The sequence below is a fragment of the Atlantibacter sp. genome, assembly GCF_032062175.1.
Lineage (GTDB): Bacteria > Pseudomonadota > Gammaproteobacteria > Enterobacterales > Enterobacteriaceae > Atlantibacter.
The window spans coordinates 38,995-60,099 of the sequence record NZ_DAMBQK010000027.1 but is presented as its reverse complement, the minus strand read 5'-3'; the positions used below and the strand labels follow the sequence as shown (position 1 = coordinate 60,099).

Annotated in this window: 23 protein-coding genes and 1 riboswitch; of the genes, 11 read left to right on the top strand and 12 right to left on the bottom strand. The window is 54.8% G+C overall.

From position 1 onward, the window contains the following. Positions 1 to 73: 73 nt before the first annotated feature. Positions 74 to 1,444 (bottom strand): MFS transporter, encoded by a 1,371-nt coding sequence (locus tag RT120_RS19175; protein ID WP_312985146.1) that lies wholly within the window; start codon positions 1,442 to 1,444, stop codon positions 74 to 76. A 196-nt stretch (positions 1,445 to 1,640) separates the two neighbouring features. On the opposite strand from RT120_RS19175, the gene kdgR reads away from it, so the two are divergent. Then, entirely contained in the window at positions 1,641 to 2,432 is a 792-nt protein-coding gene (kdgR, locus tag RT120_RS19170; RefSeq protein ID WP_312985144.1) for a DNA-binding transcriptional regulator KdgR, read from the top strand. 30 nt (positions 2,433 to 2,462) lie between these two features. Here kdgR and RT120_RS19165 read toward each other — a convergent pair whose 3' ends face one another. Beyond that, positions 2,463 to 2,699, bottom strand: a complete 237-nt coding sequence (locus RT120_RS19165; protein WP_312985142.1) for a YobH family protein — start codon at positions 2,697 to 2,699, stop codon at positions 2,463 to 2,465. Positions 2,700 to 2,856: 157 nt separating this feature from the next. Here RT120_RS19165 and mgrB point away from each other — a divergent pair, with 157 nt between their 5' ends. From mgrB to rlmA, 6 genes are all read left to right on the top strand, one after another. After that, positions 2,857 to 3,000, top strand: a complete 144-nt coding sequence (mgrB, locus tag RT120_RS19160) for a PhoP/PhoQ regulator MgrB (protein WP_312985141.1) — start codon at positions 2,857 to 2,859, stop codon at positions 2,998 to 3,000. A 73-nt stretch (positions 3,001 to 3,073) separates the two neighbouring features. Next, on the top strand, positions 3,074 to 3,361 hold the full coding sequence (locus RT120_RS19155) for a YebO family protein (RefSeq protein WP_312985139.1): 288 nt from the start codon (positions 3,074 to 3,076) through the stop codon (positions 3,359 to 3,361). Between the two features lie 34 nt (positions 3,362 to 3,395). Next, entirely contained in the window at positions 3,396 to 4,391 is a 996-nt protein-coding gene (locus tag RT120_RS19150; RefSeq protein WP_312985138.1) for an MBL fold metallo-hydrolase, read from the top strand. Positions 4,392 to 4,902: 511 nt separating this feature from the next. Then, on the top strand, positions 4,903 to 5,019 hold the full coding sequence (locus RT120_RS19145; protein ID WP_312985137.1) for a DUF2627 domain-containing protein: 117 nt from the start codon (positions 4,903 to 4,905) through the stop codon (positions 5,017 to 5,019). Positions 5,020 to 5,058: 39 nt separating this feature from the next. Beyond that, entirely contained in the window at positions 5,059 to 5,268 is a 210-nt protein-coding gene (cspE, locus tag RT120_RS19140; RefSeq protein ID WP_001062678.1) for a transcription antiterminator/RNA stability regulator CspE, read from the top strand. Between the two features lie 135 nt (positions 5,269 to 5,403). Beyond that, entirely contained in the window at positions 5,404 to 6,216 is an 813-nt protein-coding gene (rlmA, locus tag RT120_RS19135) for a 23S rRNA (guanine(745)-N(1))-methyltransferase (protein ID WP_312985135.1), read from the top strand. Here the strand turns inward: rlmA and mntP are convergent. The 5 genes from mntP to manX all read right to left on the bottom strand — a co-directional run bounded on the left by mntP (position 6,213) and on the right by manX (position 10,403). Beyond that, the gene (gene mntP, locus RT120_RS19130) at positions 6,213 to 6,776 is read right to left on the bottom strand and encodes a manganese efflux pump MntP (protein WP_312985133.1); all 564 of its coding nucleotides are present in this window, start codon (positions 6,774 to 6,776) and stop codon (positions 6,213 to 6,215) included. The two genes, rlmA and mntP, sit on opposite strands and share 4 nt — an antisense overlap. Positions 6,777 to 6,855: 79 nt before the next feature. Further along, positions 6,856 to 6,961, bottom strand: a riboswitch (yybP-ykoY riboswitch). Positions 6,962 to 7,159: 198 nt separating this feature from the next. Beyond that, entirely contained in the window at positions 7,160 to 7,618 is a 459-nt protein-coding gene (locus RT120_RS19125) for a DUF986 family protein (protein ID WP_312985132.1), read from the bottom strand. A 63-nt stretch (positions 7,619 to 7,681) separates the two neighbouring features. Further along, positions 7,682 to 8,542, bottom strand: a complete 861-nt coding sequence (locus RT120_RS19120) for a PTS mannose transporter subunit IID (RefSeq protein ID WP_312985130.1) — start codon at positions 8,540 to 8,542, stop codon at positions 7,682 to 7,684. A gap of 12 nt (positions 8,543 to 8,554) precedes the next feature. Then, positions 8,555 to 9,355, bottom strand: coding sequence for a PTS mannose/fructose/sorbose transporter subunit IIC (locus RT120_RS19115; protein WP_125291950.1), 801 nt, complete (start codon positions 9,353 to 9,355; stop codon positions 8,555 to 8,557). A 67-nt stretch (positions 9,356 to 9,422) separates the two neighbouring features. Then, positions 9,423 to 10,403: a PTS mannose transporter subunit IIAB gene (manX, locus tag RT120_RS19110; RefSeq protein WP_312985127.1), complete on the bottom strand. Its 981-nt coding sequence runs from the start codon at positions 10,401 to 10,403 to the stop codon at positions 9,423 to 9,425. A 464-nt stretch (positions 10,404 to 10,867) separates the two neighbouring features. Here manX and yoaE point away from each other — a divergent pair, with 464 nt between their 5' ends. Then, on the top strand, positions 10,868 to 12,427 hold the full coding sequence (yoaE, locus tag RT120_RS19105; protein WP_312985125.1) for a CNNM family cation transport protein YoaE: 1,560 nt from the start codon (positions 10,868 to 10,870) through the stop codon (positions 12,425 to 12,427). Here the strand turns inward: yoaE and RT120_RS19100 are convergent, their stop codons facing one another. The 4 genes from RT120_RS19100 to pabB form a co-directional block, all read right to left on the bottom strand. Continuing rightward, complete coding sequence (locus RT120_RS19100) at positions 12,428 to 14,026, bottom strand: EAL domain-containing protein (RefSeq protein ID WP_312985123.1); 1,599 nt, start codon at positions 14,024 to 14,026, stop codon at positions 12,428 to 12,430. A gap of 121 nt (positions 14,027 to 14,147) precedes the next feature. Further along, positions 14,148 to 15,512 carry an L-serine ammonia-lyase gene (sdaA, locus tag RT120_RS19095; protein ID WP_312985122.1) on the bottom strand — a complete coding sequence of 455 codons (1,365 nt, stop codon included), beginning with the start codon at positions 15,510 to 15,512 and terminating at the stop codon, positions 14,148 to 14,150. Positions 15,513 to 15,692: 180 nt separating this feature from the next. Next, positions 15,693 to 16,271, bottom strand: a complete 579-nt coding sequence (locus RT120_RS19090; protein ID WP_125291955.1) for a CoA pyrophosphatase — start codon at positions 16,269 to 16,271, stop codon at positions 15,693 to 15,695. A 9-nt stretch (positions 16,272 to 16,280) separates the two neighbouring features. Then, positions 16,281 to 17,645, bottom strand: coding sequence for an aminodeoxychorismate synthase component 1 (gene pabB, locus RT120_RS19085; protein WP_312985119.1), 1,365 nt, complete (start codon positions 17,643 to 17,645; stop codon positions 16,281 to 16,283). Between the two features lie 96 nt (positions 17,646 to 17,741). Between pabB and RT120_RS19080 the strand changes: the two genes are divergently transcribed. Then, entirely contained in the window at positions 17,742 to 17,921 is a 180-nt protein-coding gene (locus RT120_RS19080; protein ID WP_312985117.1) for a YoaH family protein, read from the top strand. 2 nt (positions 17,922 to 17,923) lie between these two features. Here RT120_RS19080 and RT120_RS19075 read toward each other — a convergent pair whose 3' ends face one another. Continuing rightward, positions 17,924 to 18,268: a RidA family protein gene (locus RT120_RS19075; RefSeq protein ID WP_125291960.1), complete on the bottom strand. Its 345-nt coding sequence runs from the start codon at positions 18,266 to 18,268 to the stop codon at positions 17,924 to 17,926. Between the two features lie 154 nt (positions 18,269 to 18,422). On the opposite strand from RT120_RS19075, the gene RT120_RS19070 reads away from it, so the two are divergent. Together RT120_RS19070 and tsaB are read left to right on the top strand one after the other, a co-directional pair. Then, positions 18,423 to 20,333, top strand: coding sequence for an ATP-dependent DNA helicase (locus RT120_RS19070; RefSeq protein WP_312985151.1), 1,911 nt, complete (start codon positions 18,423 to 18,425; stop codon positions 20,331 to 20,333). 69 nt (positions 20,334 to 20,402) lie between these two features. Further along, positions 20,403 to 21,098 carry a tRNA (adenosine(37)-N6)-threonylcarbamoyltransferase complex dimerization subunit type 1 TsaB gene (gene tsaB, locus RT120_RS19065; protein ID WP_312985115.1) on the top strand — a complete coding sequence of 232 codons (696 nt, stop codon included), beginning with the start codon at positions 20,403 to 20,405 and terminating at the stop codon, positions 21,096 to 21,098. Positions 21,099 to 21,105: the final 7 nt, after the last annotated feature.

Here is a 21,105-nt window from a genome sequence, read left to right as displayed (position 1 = left end):
AGGCCACAGCGCTACGCGCTGCGGCCACCTTCAAAGCTTAACTGACAAGCATTAGTGCCACGGCACGCTTTTTTTATGCCGCAGATTTCCCCGTAGATATCCGCAACATACTCACCAGCGCGGCCAGCGTTGCCAGTATCCCGGCCAGCAATAATGAAGCATATTCACCGCTGCCGCTGAAGTGGGTAAACATCAGGGCCACCAGCGCTGCGCCGGTGCTCTGGCCCAGCAAACGCGCGGTGCCCAGCATCCCGCTGGCCCCGCCGCTGCGGTTGCGCGGCGCGGCGGAGATGATCGTGTGGTTATTCGGCGACTGGAACAGTCCGAACCCGGCACCGCACAGCACCATGCGCCAGATGATATCCAGATCGCCTGGATTGGCGGGTAAATAAGCCAGGCCGAACAGACCCACCGCCATCACAGCCAGACCAATACCGCCCAGCAACCCGGCATGAATACGCTCGACCAGATATCCCGATAGCGGCGCAACCACCATCGTTGCCAGCGGCCAGGGCGTCAACAACAGGCCGGTCTGGACTTCGCTTAGCCCCAGGGTGGTTTGCATAAAGAACGGCAGCGACACCAGTGCCAGCATCTGGGCGGTGAAAGAGCAAATCGAGGTGCCGATGGACAGCGAAAACAGCGGAATGCGCAGTAAATCTACCGGCAGCAGCGGAACCGGCAACCGCAGCTGACGGCGAATAAATGCCGCGCCAATGACCAGCAACGCCACCAGTTGCGCCGCAAGCAACCAGTTGAAATTCCCCTGGGCGTAATTTCCCAGCGCGGTGATCAATAAGCCGAAGGTAAGGGCATTCATCACGGCGCTGGGCAGATCGAAACGCTGCTGGGATTTATGGGTATTGGCGGGCAGATAACGCAGCGCCAGCACCAGCGCCGCCAGGCCGAGCGGGATATTGATTAAGAACAGCCAGTGCCAGGTGGCCACGGATAAAATCGCGGCGGCAATGGTTGGCCCCGCAGCGGCGGAAGCGGCGACGATCAGCGAGTTGATCCCCATGCCGCGGCCCAGGTGGCGCTGCGGGTAAATCATGCGGATCAGCGCCGTGTTGACGCTCATCAACGCCGCGCCGCCAAAACCTTGCAGAATGCGCATCACCGTAAGCATTTCCAGCGTTCGCGAGAGCGCGCACAGCAGCGAAGCGAGGGTAAACACCACCAGGCCGTACTGGTAAATGCGGCGATAGCCGAACATATCGCCCAGAAAAGAGAGCGTCAGCAGTGAGGCAACAATAGCGATTTGATACGCGTTAATAATCCAGATACTGCTCGCGGGCGAGGCGTTTAATTCATGGGCGATGGTAGGGAGCGCCACGTTAGCGATAGTGCCGTCAAGCACCGCCATCATGATCCCAATAGCGATAGTAAGAATTGCGCCGTAGCGCTGGGGGATGGGTAAACCATCAGAAACCGTTTTTTCCATTAACTGTGCCGCTCAAAAAGAAAGTCAGGAGCCGTAAACCGATTACTTTAGCCTGAAAACCCGCCTCAGGGATAATTAAGTGTTGCGTCGCAGATTTATCATGCCAGCTCATAGAGACATTGCGGCGGCGGGGCCAGCTCCTTATAATAAAAACCGGTTCTAATTTTTATAAAACAAGTGCGATCTGAGGTGATCAATGGCAATCGCAGATTTGGATAAACAGCCTGATTCTGTTTCATCTGTGTTGAAAGTTTTCGGTATTTTGCAGGCGCTGGGTGAAGAACGTGAAATTGGCATCACCGAATTATCCCAACGTGTAATGATGTCAAAAAGCACGGTTTACCGCTTTTTGCAGACCATGAAATCCTTAGGATACGTGGCCCAGGAAGGGGAGTCCGAAAAATATTCCCTCACGCTGAAACTGTTTGAGTTAGGCGCAAAAGCGTTGCAGAACGTCGATCTGATTCGCAGCGCGGATATCCAGATGCGCGAACTGTCTAACCTGACAAAAGAGACAATTCACCTCGGCGCGCTGGATGAAGACAGCATCGTCTACATCCACAAAATCGACTCGATGTACAATTTGCGTATGTATTCCCGCGTGGGCCGCCGCAACCCGCTGTACAGCACCGCTATCGGTAAAGTGCTGTTGGCATGGCGCGACCGTGAAGAAACGAAGCAAATTCTCTCTGAAGTCGAATACAAGCAGAGCACCCCACGCACGGTGACCAGCACCGAGGCTTTATTGCCGGTACTGGATATGGTTCGCGAGCAGGGTTTCGGCGAAGATAACGAAGAGCAGGAAGAAGGGTTGCGCTGCATCGCAGTGCCCGTGTTTGACCGCTTCGGCTTTGTGATTGCTGGCCTGAGTATTTCCTTCCCGACGCTGCGTTTCTCCGAAGAGCGCTTGCATGAATACGTCGCCATGCTGCACGGCGCGGCGCGGAAAATTTCCGAACAACTGGGTTATAACGACTACCCGTTCTGATGATAAACCGCAGCGCTGACTGCGGTTTTTTTAATTATCGATGACGGTTTCGCTTTTACGCAGCAGCGGACATTGCGAAATCCCGATAATTCCGCTTTCTGAATGAATAAACTGTGCGGTCACTACCTGTCGGGCCGTCAGGTATTCGCACTGGAGCCCTAAGCCCGCCACGTTGTTATGGCTACCGATTAAAATCCCGTAGCCGCTGAACAACAGAGCCAGCCACAGGATCGCCATGATGGCAATCAACCGGATAATCAAACGCATAGCTCGCTCCTTTTTATCGATCCTCTACGCAGCATGCCAGTTCAGGCGTAATTCTCAATCTGATGAATCTTAATTGCCACAGTTATTAGTAGCGTGATGATTGGTTTAAGATCTGCGTGTTAATCTGACCGGAATATGAGTCAAACTGGAGTCTTCAGTGAAAAAAGTGAAATGGGCACTGCTGGTCATTGCGTTGCTGTTGGGCCTGGTTTTATGGGCGCAAATGTTGAATGTGATGTGCGATCAGGATGTTCAATTCTTCAGCGGAATATGCGTGATCAACAAATATATTCCGTGGTAAATGATTTTTTGCAATGCCAATGTGATCGCTGTCGTCTGGTGCTACACTACTTCGCTTTACTGAGGTGGTTTTTATGAATGACATGATCAATTCCGGTGCGCTCAACCTTGCATCGATGGCGTTCTCTTTATTGGTTCTGGTGGTTGGGTTAGTGGTGTGGTTTTTCGTCAATCGCGCCAGCGTTAAGGCGAATGAACAAATTGCCTTACTGGAAGCATTGCTGGAACAGCAGAAGCGCCAGACTGCGTTGCTTCGCCGAATTTGCGATGCCAATGAACCAGAAGCACAACCCGAAGAAACACCGGCGCAGCCCAAAAAAGACGATGACGATGACTTTATTCGTCTGGTCGCTGAACGGTAAATTCCCTCCTTTCATTGCCATAGGGTGATGCTGCGTGGTCTGGAAAAATCCCTGGTACGATCCATCGCAGCCCCATCATCTTGAGGGCGGTTTTCGCAATCTGCATCCCGCGGGTCCACGCGCCGGAGATTATCAGCGCTGGCAAAAAGAGCGTAAAGCCAACGGCTATCCGCATGCCCCAAAACATGGCTACGCTGGCTTTATCGAGCAGTGGTGGCAACTCGCTGATTTTAATCAGCAAGGGGATGGGGTGTGGTGGCTTGGGCATGCCTCGCTGCTGTTTTCCCTTCAGGGGCAGCGGGTATTAACGGACCCGGTATTTTTCAAGCGCGCGTCGCCGTTTTCTTTTTACGGGCCGCAGCGCAAATCACCGGTGCCGTTTACCCTATCGGCGCTGCCGCCCATTGATACAATCCTGATTTCTCATAATCATTACGATCATCTGGATAGCGCGACGGTGCGCTTTTTACGCCGCCACGCTCCCGACGCGACATGGTTTGTTCCGCTGGGGCTGAAAGCCTGGTTTGCACGCCATGGAATAACGCGCGTAGTTGAACTCGACTGGTGGCAGGCATACACCCTCGGCGGGCTGGTTTATACCGCTATACCGGCGCAGCACTGGAGTATGCGTACTCCGTGGGATCGCAACCGTTCCTTATGGTGCGGCTGGGCTATTGAGAATTCCGGGTTTCGGGCCTGGTTTTGCGGCGATACCGGCTATCACCCGTTCCTTCACGATATTACCCAGCGCCTCGGGCCGATTGATTTCGCCGCCATACCCATTGGTGCGTATGAACCCTGCTGGTTTATGAGCCCGCATCATATGGATCCGGCCAGTGCCGTTACTTTGTGGCAGCACCTCGACAGACCGCATGCTGTGCCCATTCACTGGGGTGTTTTCGAACTGGCAGACGAATCGCTGGACAGGCCGCCAGAAGCGTTACTTTCGGCATTAGAGGCAGCCCGTGAGACATCGGGTAAATTCGCACCGCTAAAAATTGGTCAATATTTGCCCTTTAACGAAGCGTGACATATAAGAAATAATTATTAAGTTATTTCTCGAATGAAAATATATCTTGCACAAAGTAACAGGAAACTATTTATGCGCTTATCTCATGCATTGTCATTAGCCTGTCATTATTTTGGTGCAATTATTTAACGTATTTTCGTTACGTTTAATTGTAATGTCGATTTGAGTAATGTTGTGATGATTCCCACAGAATGGGCAATAGCCTTTGTGCAGAGCGAGTTAATTGGCTCTCTATCGCAAGATTCCTCTTTTTTATAGTAAATTTTGGCCTGCAACGTGGACGACATACCAGGTTTGAGCTATGTTGAAAAGGTTGTCTGCTCGCTGCGTGGTTGCCGAAGGACCCTGTGCTCAAGGCTTATCATATCAGCGTGTTACGTGTTGCCTCTGGGGCAGCCCGTAATCACTTATTGATTTGTGCGGCAGATCGATACACGTTTAAAAATGGCTTGCCATTATATACGTTGTGTGTGATAACATTTTTTGGGTCAAACGAGGTATAGTTCTGTTTATGTGTGGCATTATCAGTATAGAAGTCCTGAGTAAACACGTTGTCGTTGAATACTGCTTCTCTGCCGAACCTTTTATTAGTGCCTCATGCAGTAATGTCTCAGTTTTATCTCAATGAAGCCTGCGGGCGAAGAATACAATTTAAGGAATTTGCAAAATGGCAAAGATCAAAGGTCAAGTTAAGTGGTTCAACGAGTCTAAAGGTTTTGGTTTCATTACTCCGGCTGACGGCAGCAAAGATGTGTTCGTACACTTCTCTGCCATCCAGGGTAACGGCTTCAAAACCCTGGCTGAAGGCCAGAACGTAGAGTTCGAAATTCAGGACGGCCAGAAAGGCCCGGCAGCCGTTAACGTTACTGCTATCTGATCGAATTTCTGATGCGGTGCCTTGCGCATCGTTTCTCTAAAAAGCCTCGCTAAGCGAGGCTTTTTTGTTTCTGGCGCTTACCGCTGCGTTGCAAATCAGGCTACACTTGCGCCCTTTAGATTACCCGGAGTTGTTATGTTTACCTGTCCCCTTTGCCACGCCCCGCTGAGCGAAAAGCCCAAAAGTTACCTCTGCCCGCAGGGGCACCAGTTCGACAAGGCCAAAGAAGGATATGTAAATCTGCTGCCGGTACAGTTTAAGCATTCAAAACAGCCGGGCGATAACGGCGAAATGATGCAGGCACGCCGGGCTTTTCTTGATGCCGGCCATTACCAACCGCTGCGCCAGCGGGTGGCCGAGTTACTGGAAAAGCAACTCGCGGCTCAGGCGGATACCATTCTGGATATTGGCTGCGGGGAAGGGTATTACACTGCGGCGTTTGCTGAGGTTGCCTTAAGGCATGGCGCGAATACCTGTGGGCTGGACGTCTCAAAAGTCGCTATCCGCTACGGTGCGAAACGCTATCCCGGCGTGATGTTCTGCGTGGCATCCAGCCATCGTTTGCCGTTCCCAGAGGCTTCCCTGGATGCGGTGATCCGTATTTATGCACCCTGTAAAGCCGAAGAGCTGGCGAGAACCGTTAAGCCAGGCGGGAGTGTGATTACCGTCGTTCCCGGACCGCGTCATTTAGTGCAGTTGAAAGGGCTGATCTACGACGAGATTAAATTGCACTCGCCGGAGGGTGAAAGCCTTGAAGGATTTACATTGTCTGAAGAGTTACAGCTTGCTTATAGGATGACGCTGAACGCTGACAACGCCGTGGCGCTATTACAAATGACACCGTTTGCCTGGCGCGCGCGCCCGGAAGTGTGGGCGTCGCTAAATAGAGTAGAATCATTCGAATGCGAAACGGATTTTTGTATTCGCGTCTGGCAGCGCGACCGTTAAGCGAAGTGGCTCCAGAGGATCTGCGCGCCAATCCCCATCAGTACCAGCCCGCCCAGGATCTCGGCGCGCTTGCCCAGTAGCGGGCCAATAAAACGGCCCAGCATAATGCCCAGCGTGGACATAATCAGCGTCGCACAGCCAATCGCCAGCGCGGTGTAGATAATATTAGCCTGTAAGAAGGCCAAACCCACGCCGACGGCCATGGCATCAATACTGGTGGCAAACGCAGTGGTAACTAATAACCAGAAGCTGTGGCGGCGCAACTGCGTCTTTTCTTCTTCCGTTTCGCCGCGAACGCCTTCAACAACCATTCGCACACCCAGGAACATCAGCAGGGCAAAGGCTATCCAGTGATTCCACTCAAGCACAAATTTCGAGGCGAAAAGGCCCAGCGCCCAGCCGATGAGCGGTGTAAGCGTTTCGATTACACCGAATATCAGACCGATGCGTAACGCCTGAGAGAATTTAGGTTTATGAAGGGTCGCGCCTTTGCCGATCGATGCGGCGAATGCGTCCATTGACATGCCGAATGCGAGAAGAAGAGTTGCGGAAAGATTCATCAAAGCGTCCTGACCGGGATATCCATATACACAGCCACTGCCCCGGTAATCAGCAGTGAATGTGCCTATGGTCTCGCTTGACTGAGAGGGCTCTCAGTCCGTACGCGCCACGTTGTAACAACGAGTATGTTGACACGTACATTTCCGGAAACAGTGGAAATTAGCTACTCCCCAATGACGGGCGCAACAGTACCATATTCAGGAAATATAAAACAACCCACAAAAGTTGTTATTTTTCAAGCTAATTGATAACGATTTTCATTTGAAGACATTGGTAATGAAAAGGTTAATAAATAGTTTTAAGTTGTCTGCAAAATAATATAGCCATGGCTATGTTGGCGTTTGAATATCCGCCAAAAATATAGACAAGGCTATTGTTTAACCTATTGATTATTAATAAGAAGTTTATAAATTCTTTCGAGATCGTCAATATTCTTTACCCGGATAAGCAGGCGGCGCTGTTCTAATTGCATCACCAGAACCCCGTCTTCCGATAAATTCATGGCTTTAATGCGATTATATTCTATCCATGCATTGGCGAAGAAAAAGCCAGTAGATTTGAAAATAATCTTTGGCTGACGCAACCAGAAAAGATAAATAGCCATCAGCGCTAACGCGCCTAATAACCAGGTGGTTAGCGGTGCGCCATGTGAAGCAATATTGTTGTAAATCAGTATGCCGACCAGCCCGACGAAAATCGCGCCGTCGACGCGGCTGCGGCGTAGTAGGGGGATGGTTAACAGTGTGGTGCCTTTGCGTTTTGCCATAATGGCTTCGTCATATATGGCAAAGGCCAGCAGTACCAGAATAAACAGGATCAGAACCCAGTCCGTCAGTGTCATGCCTACTCCCTAATAAAAAACCGGGAGCAAGCCCCCGGTTATAAACCTCAGGAAAACCGTATCTTACAACCCAAGCAGCCCGATCGCATAGCCAACGATGCCGATCACGAAGAAGCCGACGATAATCCACAGCGGGTTAACTTTTTTACGCAGTAACCACATACAGGCGAAGGTCAGCAGCAGCGGCACCAGGCCCGGCATCAATTGGTCAAGAATGGTTTGCACCGTGGTAACTTTTTCAGCGCCGGTCTGGTCGGTAATACGCGAGACCACCAGCGGAATATTCACGTGCGTCCACTTATTGACCAGCGCCCCCATTACAAACAGGCCGAGAATTGACGCCCCCTCGGTCAGTTTTTGCAGGAAGCCGCCGCCCATATCCTTAACGATATCAATCCCTTTACGATAGCCGTAAGCCACGCCGTAATAACGGGTTGCAAGGCGCACCGCGTTAAACAGGATAAAGAACAGCAACGGTCCCAGCAGGCTGCCGCTCATGGCGATACCTGCGCCCAGCGCCGCGAATACCGGACGCACCGTACCCCAGAAAATGGGGTCACCGACGCCTGCCAGCGGCCCCATCAGGCCCACTTTGATACCGTTAATCGCGCCATCGTCAATTTCTGCACCGTTGGCGCGCTGCTCTTCCATCGCCAGCGTTACGCCCAGAACCGGCGCGGCAACGTATGGATGGGTGTTGAAGAACTCGAGATGGCGTTTGATCGCCTGACGGCGTGCCTCGTTGTTTTCCGGGTACAGGCGTTTGATCGCCGGGATCATTGAGAAACAGAAACCCAGCGCCTGCATACGTTCGAAGTTCCATGAACCCTGAAACAGGTTAGAACGAATGAACACGCCGCGAATATCGCTTTGAGTCAGTTTCTTCTCACCCGTGGTAGCCGTATTTTTTGTCATATCAACCATGTCGCTCACCTGCTAGTCCAGTTCGTTATCAAGATCGTTAGCGCCAGCGGCCGGTGCAGGCGCGGCGGCGGAACGGTTGTATTTCGGGCTAAGTTGGATGTATAGGATGGCCATGACTGCGCCAATCACACCCAGGGCGACCAGGTTGAAGTTGGTGAACGCCGCAGTGACGAAGCCGAGATAGAAGAACGGCATCAGGTAGCCTGCACGCATCATGTTGATGACCATTGCATAACCCACGACCACAATCATACCGCCGGCGATGTTCAGACCGCTGGTGACTACTTCAGGGATAGCGTTCAGCATGTTCTGGACTTCGCTGGTTCCCACGGACACCGCCACGATCACCGCCGGAATAGCGATACGCATGGCCTGAAGGAACAGCGAGGAAACGTGGATCCATGACAGGGCGGTGAGATTGCCTTTTTCCGCCGCGCTGTCCGCCGCGTGCTGGAAACCTACGGTGATGGTACGCACGATAATGGTCAGTACCTGGCCTGCCGCTGCCAGCGGAATGGCCAGCGCGATACCGGCACCGATGCTTTGGTGGCCAGCAATAACCAGGATGGTTGAGATAATTGACGCCAGCGCCGCATCAGGGGCAACCGCCGCACCGATGTTCATCCAGCCGAGGGCGATCATTTCCAGGGTACCACCGATAATGATACCGGTCTTCATATCACCCAGAACGGCCCCGACGAGGGTACAGGCGATAAGTGGACGGTGAAACTGAAATTCATCAAGTACCGACTCCATACCCGCGATACACGCAACGATGAACACCAGCACAATCTGAAGAGTGGTAATCTCCATTGTACTTCTCCTATAACATTGAAAGACTTAAGTGTGAGAGCTGAAAAACGTCGTTCCTGATCCGCAGTTACGGTGTCACTTTGCGGAGTAAATCCATCATTTTCAGTTTTTGATCGTTGGAGACTTTGCGGACTTCAAGCTCAATGCCGCGCGCGTTAAGTTTGTTGAAGGCGTCAATGTCTTTGCTATCGACTGACACCGCGTTATTCACCTGCGTTTTACCCTGGCGGAACGCCATGCCGCCAATGTTCACCGACGTGATATTCACGCCGCCTTCCACAACGCGCTCGACGTCGGTCGGGTTGGTGAACAGCAGCATCACGCGTTCCCGGGCGTATTTCGGGTTGTTGTAAACACGGATCATTTTGGCAACGTCCACCACGTGGGCGGTCACGCCGGGAGGGGCAACCTGGGTCAGCAGTGTTTTACGCACTGTGTCCGCCGCCACCTCATCGCTCACCACGATAATGCGCGAAACGTTGGTTTCTTTGGTCCAGCGGGTGGCAACCTGGCCGTGAATCAAACGGTCATCGATACGGGCGAGGCCGATTACCATATAATCGTCCGGCCCCATAGGTTTTGCGGGCGTCGCTGCTTTTGGCGCGGCAGGCGCGGCGGCTGGCGTTGCAGTTGGGGCGGCTTTTTCAACCGGTTTTGCCTTCAGCGCCTTAACACCTTCGCGCCCGGTTTCCACGGCCAACGCGACCAGTTCATCGAATGACGGGTTATCGTCGCGCCCCATTAAGGTTTCGACCAACATCGGAATGTTGACCCCAGCAATCACTTCATGGTGCTCTTTATCGACGACAATGCGGCTGGCAGCATTGAACGGGCTGCCTCCCCATGTATCGACGAGAAACAGCACGCCCTGGCTGGTATCGAGTTTCGATAATTGGGCGTTGTATTTTTCGATGAGTGTTTCCGCGTTTTCGCCGGGAACAAAATCAATCCAACCCACATTTTCTTGCTCGCCCAGCAGCATCTCGGCGGTTTTGAGCAGTTGCTCAGCGGCCCAACCGTGAGTGCCTATGACAATAGCAATAGTCACGTGCTACCTCCTTCGTTGTAGTCACACCCTCTTTACGAGGGCATCGCGAATCATTACTGACTTACCGAATCGATTCAGATAAGGGGTTTATTGAGACAAATGCCTAATCCGTGATTTATTTTAGATAGTGAAAAAATAATTTATGTGATGAAGATCCGTAATTTAGCTTAAGCCGGCCCGTAAAAAAGGTTGCTAAGAAATATGAGCCTCCACTGTGTCAGCAAAATTGCAAATTCTGGTAAATCTTTGCAAAAGGCTGATTCCGTTTGCTAATGTATGCTTCTTATTAATTATCAGGAGTAGCGGGCAGCAGCCCACCGTATGGACCGTCACCGACGTCAATTCACTTCCGCCTGTTCTCAGGCCACTCGTCATTCCGACGCATCACACCTAATGTTAGCTACTGTTTTTGCGCCCGCGAATTGTGCGGTGCCGTTTAGTCATTCCTTCAGCAGGAGCCTGTTATGGAATTATTAATGGACCCCTCGATTTGGGCGGGTTTGCTGACGCTTGTGGTACTGGAAATCGTTCTGGGTATCGACAACCTGGTGTTTATCGCCATCCTTGCAGACAAACTGCCGCCTAAGCAGCGTGACAAAGCCCGTTTAATCGGCCTGTCCCTGGCGCTGATTATGCGTCTGGGGCTGTTGTCGTTGATTTCCTGGATGGTGACGCTGACGCGCCCGCTGTTCAGCGTGATGGATTTCACCTTTTCTGGACGCGACCTGATTATGCTGCTCGGGGGCTTGTTCCTGCTGTTTAAAGCCACGACCGAACTGCACGAGCGACTGGAGAACAAGCAGCACGATGATGCCCACGGTAAAGGCTATGCCAGCTTCTGGGTGGTCGTGGTACAGATTGTGATCCTTGATGCGGTGTTCTCGCTTGACGCGGTGATCACAGCGGTAGGGATGGTGAACCATCTGCCGGTAATGATGGCAGCGGTAGTGATCGCGATGGCGGTGATGTTACTGGCCTCTAAGCCGTTGACGCGCTTTGTGAACCAGCATCCGACGGTCGTGGTGCTCTGTCTGAGCTTCCTGTTGATGATCGGCCTGAGCCTGGTGGCGGAAGGTTTCGGCTTCCATATTCCGAAAGGCTACCTGTACGCAGCTATCGGCTTCTCGATCCTGATCGAGCTGTTCAACCAGATTGCCCGTCGCAACTTTGTGAAACATCAGTCGCGTATGCCGCTGCGCGCCAGAACCGCGCAATCGATTCTGAGCCTGATGGGCGGCAATAAAAAAGGCAATGTCCAGCCGGAAACGGAAGGGACCGCGATGGTGCCTATCCCTATGGAATCTTTCGCTCATGAAGAACGCTACATGATTAATGGCGTACTGACCCTGGCATCGCGTTCTCTGCGCAGCATTATGACGCCGCGCGGCGAAATCAGTTGGGTGGATGCCGAGCTGAGCGTGGATGAAATCCGCGAGCAACTGCTGTCATCTCCGCACAGTCTGTTTCCGGTGTGCCGTGGCGAGCTGGATGAAGTCATCGGTATCGTACGCGCTAAAGAGCTGTTGGTGGCGCTGGAAGAGGGCGTTGACGTGGCGGCGATCGCGGCGCAGTCCCCGGCGATTGTGGTGCCGGAAACCCTGGACCCGATCAACCTGTTAGGCGTACTGCGCCGCGCCCGCGGCAGTTTTGTTATCGTCACCAACGAGTTTGGCGTGGTGCAAGGCCTGGTAACGCCGCTGGACGTGCTGGAAGCTATCGCGGGTGAGTTCCCGGACGCTGACGAAACCCCGGAAATCGTGGCGGACGGCGACGGCTGGCTGGTCAAAGGCGGTACCGATCTGCACGCCTTGCAGCAGCATATGAATGTTTCTACGCTGGTGAATGACGAAGACGATATTGCCACCGTAGCGGGCCTGGTCATTGCAGTTAACGGCCAAATCCCGCGCGTGGGCGATGTGCTTGAGGTTGCGCCTTTGCGCATCACTATTGTTGAAGCCAACGATTATCGCGTGGACCTGGTTCGGGTCGTTAAAGACGAACCTGAGCACGACGAAGAAGAGTAATCAGCGTAGCGTCAATGCTGACATATGCTGATCGTTGTTGATGGCAGGTGGCGGTAAGTCACCTGCCAGCCAGCGCGGGAAATCAGCGATGGGCATAGGCTTCGCGTATAAATATCCCTGGAGTATCTCCACGCCGTGACGGCGCAAATAGCCTTCCTGCTGTTCGCTTTCCACACCTTCCGCCACCAGATTGATCCGCAGCCGTTTACCCAACGCGATAATAATATCCGTCACCGTGGAGTTTACCGCATCGGTACCAATCGCGGCGGTAAAGCTTTTATCAATCTTCAGCACATTGGGGTGCAGCCGCTCAAGATAGGCCAGCGAACTTTGCCCGGTGCCGAAATCATCAATCGCCAGTTCCACGCCCATCTGGTGCAGTTCCCGCACTACGCGGTAGTCCATATCCGGCAGCGCGTCGCGTTCAGTCAGTTCAAGCATGAGCTGCTGTCTGGGCTGTTTAGCAAACCAGACGCGGCGTAAATCATCAATAATCGCCCCGTTATGGAAATGGCTGGCCGCTACGTTAATCCCGACATGAAATTGTTCCGAGGCCGGGAAAAGATGCAGTTGGCGCACGGTTTCCGCCAGCACGTAGCGGGTGAGCGGCGCGATTAAATCCTGCTGCTCGGCGAGAGGAATAAACACGTCCGGGGAGATCCACCCCTGGCGCGGATTGTTCCAGCGCAACAGGATCTCCACGCCGACACAGTGGCGGTCCCGCGCCCGTACCAGCGGCTGGCAAAACACTTCAAACTCCCTGGCGGCGATACCCAGGTTTATTTCCCAGGAAAAACTCATCCGCGTTGCGCTGGCAAGCCAGGTGATATAGCCGATCAGCAGACTGAGCATCAGCGCCAGCGGCAGCTGAGCAGGCAGGCTTTGCAGCGCGACTTTTTCCGGCGACGGGCCGGTGGCGATCACGGCAAACGGGTAACGGCTGGAATGATAGCGATGTTCAACGTGGTCCCGGGTGAGAGGCAGCCGGTTATCGTAGATAGTCTGCCCGACCAGATATTGATTCGCCACGTTGAGCACCGCCTGGGTGATTAACGGTGGGCGCGGCTGGAGCGTCAGCCCCGCCAGCAGTTCGATATTCACCACCTGCATCACGCCGCTTTGCCCGTCGAGGCTCGACGGCTCCCACAACAGCAAAATCGGCGAGCCTTTCAGCAGCGACCCGGCGGTGGATAGCGTCATCAGCGGGTAAACCGAGGGCAGCTTGGGTTGCAGTTGATTAATCGGGATATCGCGCTGGCCAAAAATACTTGAGCAGTAGAGGGTGCCGTCTTTCACCAGGGCGATAGATCGAACCGTTTGCAGTCGCGCCGCCTGTTCGCGCAGCTGATACTGGGTCATATCGCAGGGGATCCCTGGCAATGTCACCAGTGATTTACGCGCCACTTCGATAGGTGCCAGCACCGTCTCCAGAGACGTAATCGCGCGCTGGCTGTATTCCTGGATTTCCCGTCGATTGTCGCTGCGCTCGGTGACATAGCGCAGGCCCAGCGTCACGATGAGGGTCAGGATGGCAAGAACTATGCAAAGAATAAATCGTCTGCGCCGATAGTGATAAATAATGCGCTGGGCTGTTTGCATCTCCGTAGCCTCTCAAGACCTCTCCTCAGGGTGGAGAAGTGAACATTGAAAGTGTAGTGGGGATTATTTATGACGAAACCGCGGCAGATAAAAAAAGCGCCGCGAATGCGGCGCTCGGTACTTAGTTACACTGGACTTTAATCGCCAGCCCGCCGCGCGAGGTTTCGCGATATTTGGCGTTCATGTCTTTACCGGTTTCGTACATGGTCTCGATGACTTTATCCAGCGAAACGCGCGGCGCGCTGGTGCGGCGCATCGCCATGCGTGACGCGTTGATCGCCTTAACCGATGCGATGGCGTTACGCTCAATGCACGGCACCTGCACCTGGCCGGCGACCGGATCGCAGGTCAAACCGAGGTTATGCTCCATGCCGATTTCCGCCGCCACGCAAACCTGTTCCGGGCTGGCGCCGAGAATTTCCGCCAGGCCAGCGGCCGCCATGGAGCAGGCCACGCCCACTTCACCCTGGCAACCCACTTCCGCACCGGAAATCGACGCATTCATTTTGTACAGTGCGCCAATCGCGCCGGAGGCGAGGAAGTAACGGATATACACATCCGGCGTTACTGGTTCGATAAAGTGGTCGTAATAAGCCAGCACCGCCGGAACGATACCGCAGGCACCGTTGGTCGGCGCGGTCACCACGCGGCCACCCGCGGCGTTTTCTTCATTCACCGCCAGCGCGAACATATTGACCCAGTCGATAACCGTCATCGGATCTTTGTTGTTCTTATCGCTGGACACCAGCATTCTGCGCAGCGCGGAAGCGCGACGCGGCACACGCAGCGGGCCAGGCAGTACGCCTTCGGTATTCATACCGCGATCGATACAAGCCTGCATGGTTTGCCACACATTGCCGAAATACGCTTCGATTTCCTGCTTGCTGTGCAGCGCCAGTTCGTTTTTCATCACCAGCCCGGAGAGGGATAAACCGGTTTCATTGCAATAATCCAGCAGCGCCTGGGCAGAGTTAAACGGATACGGGACGTTAACGTCGCCGCTGGCGTCTTTGCCGAAATGGGCTTCGTCGACGATAAACCCGCCGCCGATGGAGTAATAAGTATTGCTGTAGATCTCTTTGTCGCCGTGGTATGCAGTGATGCGCATGGCGTTTTCATGCAGCGGCAGGTTATCGCTTTGAAAGCGCATGCCGTTGTCTTTCGGGAAATCCACTTCATGGCGGCCCTGCGCCAGCAGCAGGCGTTCGCGGGTTTCGACATCCCGGATAAACGCCGGAATGCTATCAATATCAACGGTATCAGGTAGATTACCCGCCAGGCCCATAATGATCGCGATATCGGTATGGTGGCCTTTGCCGGTAAGAGAAAGCGAGCCGTAAACGTCAACCGCTACGCGGGTCACGTTTTCCAGTAATCCTTTTTCGACCAGATCATCGACGAACTGCTTCCCTGCCTTCATCGGTCCAACGGTATGGGAAGAGGAGGGACCAATGCCCACCTTGAACATGTCGAATATACTAATCACAGTAAAAACTCCTGCCAGGGGCACCCTTTTGGGTGACGATGTTAGAACAACGCTTATTTTAAGAGTTTATTGTTCGGCACAGTTAATTATTCACATGAATAAAACTAATGCCTCAGACAATATTCCCTAATAAAGTGTCGCCAGACCCCATAAAAAACAGGGATTATGCTGAAATTATAGTTAAGGTTTCATACCGATTTGCAGAGCCAGCTCACGAATAATGCCCGCCGTCATGCCCCAGACAAAGTAGTGTTCATACCAGGACAGCCAGACGCGGTGATCGTTACCGCGCCGATGGATATCCAGCGGATGGTAACGCCCCAGACGCAGCGCTTCATCCAGCGGCATTTCAAACACCGCGGAGACTTCCTCTTCGCTGGCATGATAAGGCAGGTCAGGCGGGATAATCCCCACGACCGGCGTGACCTGGAAGCCGGTGACGCTGTCCACGGTGGGCAGCACGCCGATCACTTCCACCGATTCCGGTGGAATAGCCACCTCTTCCTGGGCTTCGCGCAGCGCGGCGGCAATGAGCGAACTGTCTTCTGGATCGCGCGCGCCGCCGGGGAACGCCACCTGGCCCGCGTGTTTACGCATCCGCGTCGAGCGCTGGGTGAGCAGCAAGCCGGGAACCGGGCGGCGCACAATCGGCACCAGCACGGCGGCCTGGCGTTGATTTATCGAATGGCGGCTAATCTCCGGGCGTAATAACTGAAAACGGGCTAAAAAACTGTCCAGCGTCATCGGCGGATTACTCATGGGGCTCCTTCACAGGTGATTAAGGATACGATTAACTTTATCAAAAGTTTCCTGATATTCCGCTGCTTCCTCGCTATCCGCCACAATGCCGCCCCCAGCCGAACAGTACAGCGTGCCGTCCTGCGCGGTGACGGTGCGAATAGTAATGCTGGTGTCCATATTGCCGCACACGCTGATGTAGCCGATGCTGCCGCACCAGGCGTTACGCCGTTGCGGCTCCAGCTCTTCGATAATTTCCATCGCCCGCACTTTGGGTGCGCCGGTAATCGAACCGCCGGGGAAACTGGCGCGCAGCAGATCGGTTGCATGAAGATGGGCAGGTAGGGTCGCCGTAATGGTGCTCACCAGATGATGCACTGCCGGGAAAGGCTCCACCACGAACAGTTCTGGCACCTTAACGCTGCCCGGCACCGCAACGCGGCCGATATCGTTACGCAGCAGGTCGACAATCATCAGGTTCTCCGCCCGGTCTTTGGGCGACGCGGCCAGTTTTTGCGCCTGCAAGGCATCCTGCCCGGGATCGGCCAGCCGCGGCAGCGTGCCTTTAATGGGTCGCGTCTGGATCTGGTCGCCTTCCAGCAAAATAAAACGCTCCGGCGACAGGCTAAGAATCGCCTGTTCCGGCAGACGCAAAAAGGCGCTGAACGGCGCGCGGTTAGCGGCGTTTAACTGCAAAAACGCCTGCCATTCATCCCCCGTGTAGGTAGCCTGAAAGCGCTGCGCCAGATTGACCTGGTAACAGTCGCCGCTGTGTAGATACGCCTGAATCTGGCGGAATTTTGCGCCGTATTCTTCACGGCTCATACTGGAGGACCAGTCTGACGTGCGCGCAAACGGGGCTGATTCCGCGGCCGGCTGCTGCTCAAGCCAGGCAAGACGCGCCTCGGCGTCATCCCAGCTCAACAACGTGAGGGTTTGGCGATGGTGATCGGCGATCAGCGCCCAGTCATAAATACCCACCGCCATATCCGGCGCGTTCACATCCTGCGCGGCTATCACCGGCAGCTTTTCGAAACGTCGTCCGAGATCGTAGCTGAACAGCCCCAGCGCGCCGCCCTGGAAGGGCAGATTGGGGTCGTTAGCGGGCTGGATATTCAGGGTTCCCAGCGCCGATTTCAGCAGCGCTAACGGGCAATCATCAGAAGTCCTGCTGCTGTCATCGGTGTGGATAACGGTTGACGATCCCGTCGTTTGCAGCGTGATCTTCGGGTCAGCCACCAGGATATCAAACCGGTTGTGGACGTGATCGGCAAAGCCGGAATGCAACAGCATCGCCCAGGGCTGGTGGTGTAGAGTGGCAAAACGGGTTAACAGCGCGTCGGGTTGCCAGGGCAGCGTAACGGTCTTCAGGCCGGAGGAATGGGTTGTTTGCATCGCTAAACTCGTCAACACGGGTTGCCTGCGCGCCGAGGTTGGCGCAATCAGAGCAACGTGAAATAATAACCGCCAGCAATGTAACAGGAGTCAACCATGTTTGCAGGATTACCTTCACTCACCCATGAACAGCAGCAGCAGGCGGTCGAGCGGATTCAGGAACTGATGGCACAGGGGTTAAGCAGCGGTGAGGCTATCACCCAGGTGGCGCAAGAAATTCGCGCGACCCATAAGGGCGACCGCATCGTCGCCCGCTTTGAGGATGAAGACGAGTAAACTCACACCGCCGCAATAATCTTAATTTCCACCTTGTATTGCGGCTTCATCAGCTTCGCTTCCACGGTGCAGCGCACCGGCGCATGTCCCGCAGCCACCCAGGCGTCCCAGGCTTCATTCATCTGGGCAAAATCGGCGCGGTCCGCCAGGAAAATGGTCGCGTCGAGAATCCGGGTTTTGTCACTGCCCTGGGCCTGCAACATTTCATCGATTTGCGCCAGAATATCGGCAGTCTGCGCGCGCGCATCGGCATCGGTATTTTCCGGCACACCGGTGTAGTAGAGGGTTTGATTATAAATCACGGCGTCTGACCAGCGGGCTTCCGGATTGATGCGAAGGATTGTCATGGTTATGTCCTTATGGTTTTCAAAGAGTGCCAGACTGCCATATCGTGAGCGCCGCGTCATCTCTTTGGCTGGCGAAAGGCGCGCGCCCCTGACATAATCACTGGCAATTTATCCAGGGGGTAGTGTGACGGACATCAGTGTGGCTGAAGAAAATGTGACCGACGATTTCGCGACAGAAGGGCAACTGGCGAAAGCGATACCCGGCTTTAAACCGCGTGAACCGCAGCGCCTGATGGCCCAGGCCGTGGCGAAAGCGATAGACACGCAAACCCCGCTGGTGGTTGAAGCCGGAACCGGCACCGGGAAAACCTACGCCTATCTTGCGCCCGCCTTGCGCTCTGGAAAGAAAGTCATTATCTCCACGGGGTCAAAGGCCCTTCAGGACCAGCTCTACAGCCGCGATTTGCCCACCGTTGCCCGCGCTCTGGACTACAAAGGCAGGCTGGCGCTGCTTAAAGGGCGTTCTAACTATTTGTGCCTTGAGCGCCTCGAACAACAGGCGCTCGCCGGGGGCGATCTGCCGGTCCAGACTCTGAGCGATGTGATCCTGCTGCGTAGCTGGGCCAACCAAACCTTTGACGGCGACATCAGCACCTGCGCCAGCGTAGCGGAAGACGCCCCGGTCTGGCCGCTGGTCACCAGCACCAACGATAATTGCCTCGGGGCCGACTGCCCGCTGTATAAAGACTGCTTTGTGGTGAAAGCGCGTAAAAACGCCATGGAAGCCGACGTGGTGGTGGTGAACCACCATCTGTTTATGGCGGATATGGTGGTGAAAGAGAGCGGGTTCGCCGAGCTGATCCCGGAAGTGGACGTCACCATTTTCGATGAAGCGCACCAAATCCCGGATATCGCCAGCCAGTATTTTGGCCAGTCGCTTTCCAGCCGCCAGCTTCAGGATCTGGCGAAAGACATTACCATCGCCTATCGCACTGAAGTCAAAGACACCCAGCAGTTACAAAAATGCGCTGACCGGCTGGCCCAGAGCGCCCAGGATTTTCGCCTGCAACTGGGCGAACCGGGCTTTCGCGGTAATCTGCGCGAGCTGCTGGCGGACCCCGCTATCCAGCGGGCGCTGGTGCTGCTCGATGACGCGCTGGAGCTGTGCTACGACGTGGCGAAACTGTCGCTGGGGCGCTCGGCGCTGCTGGATGCGGCTTTTGAACGCGCCACCCTGTATCGCGCCCGTCTGAAGCGGCTGAAAGAGATCAACACGCCGGGCTTCAGCTACTGGTACGAATGTAATTCACGCCATTTCACCCTGGCGCTGACGCCGCTTAACGTGGCGGATAAATTTACCGATGTGATGGCGCAAAAATCCGGCACCTGGGTTTTCACCTCCGCCACGCTGTCGGTGAATGACGATCTGCACCATTTCACCGACCGGTTAGGCATCGGCGAGGCGGAAACCCTGCTGCTGCCCAGCCCGTTTGATTACCAAAAACAGGCGCTGCTTTGCGTACCACGCGGCTTGCCGATGGCGAACCAGCCCGGCGCAGCGCGGCATCTGGCGCGGATGCTTAAGCCGATGATCGAGGCCAACAACGGGCGCTGCTTTATGCTCTGCACCTCCCACGCCATGATGCGCGATCTGGCGGAGCAGTTCCGCGCCATGCTGACCCTGCCGGTGTTATTGCAGGGTGAAACCAGCAAGGGCCAGTTATTGCAACAGTTTGTCGAGGCGGGTAACGCCTTACTGGTCGCCACCAGTAGCTTCTGGGAAGGGGTGGACGTGCGTGGCGACACGCTGTCACTGGTGATCATCGATAAACTGCCCTTTACCTCGCCGGACGATCCGCTGCTGAAAGCGCGGATGGAAGACTGCCGCCTGCGCGGCGGCGATCCGTTTGACGAAGTTCAACTGCCGGATGCGGTCATTACCCTGAAGCAGGGCGTCGGACGCTTGATCCGCGACGTGGACGATCGCGGCGTACTGGTGATTTGCGATAACCGTCTGGTGATGCGCCCGTATGGCGCGGTGTTCCTGGCGAGCCTGCCGCCTGCGCCGCGCACCCGGGATATTACCCGCGCTGCCGCGTTTCTCGCTGCCCCCGTCACGGAGTAATTTGTGCCAGACTATGTTAAGATGCGCGCCATTTTTAAATGACCCCACCTCGCGAGAGTGCGAAAAAATATGCGAATTCTGGCCATAGACACCGCCACCGAAGCCTGTTCCGTTGCGCTACAGGATAACGACACCACCCATGCTCACTTCGAGCTGTGCCAACGTGAGCACACCCAACGAATTTTGCCGCTGGTTCAGTCACTTCTGAACCAGTGCGGCGTTTCTCTGTCTCAGATTGATGCGCTGGCATTTGGCCGCGGGCCGGGTAGTTTTACCGGTGTGCGCATCGGTATTGGTATCGCCCAGGGCCTGGCGCTGGGCGCGGAACTGCCTATGATAGGCGTTTCTACCCTTGCCACTATGGCGCAGGGCGCGTACCGCAAAACCGGCGCGACCCGCGTGCTGGCAGCTATCGACGCGCGCATGGGTGAAGTCTACTGGGCAGAATACCAGCGCGATGAGCAGGGCGTCTGGCACGGCGAAGCGAGCGAAGCGGTATTAAAACCGGAAGCGGTTAACGCCCGGTTGATGGCATTAAGCGGAGAATGGGCGATGGTCGGTACCGGCTGGCAGGCCTGGCCGGAAATGGCTAACGGCACTGGCGTTACGCTGGTGGACGGCGGCATTCAACTGCCCGCCGCCGAAGATATGCTGCCGCTGGCGGCACAGGCTTTTGAACAACAGAAAACGGTACCGGTCGAACAGGCCGAACCGGTTTATCTGCGCAACGAAGTCGCCTGGAAGAAACTGCCAGGCAGAGCGTAATCGCCTG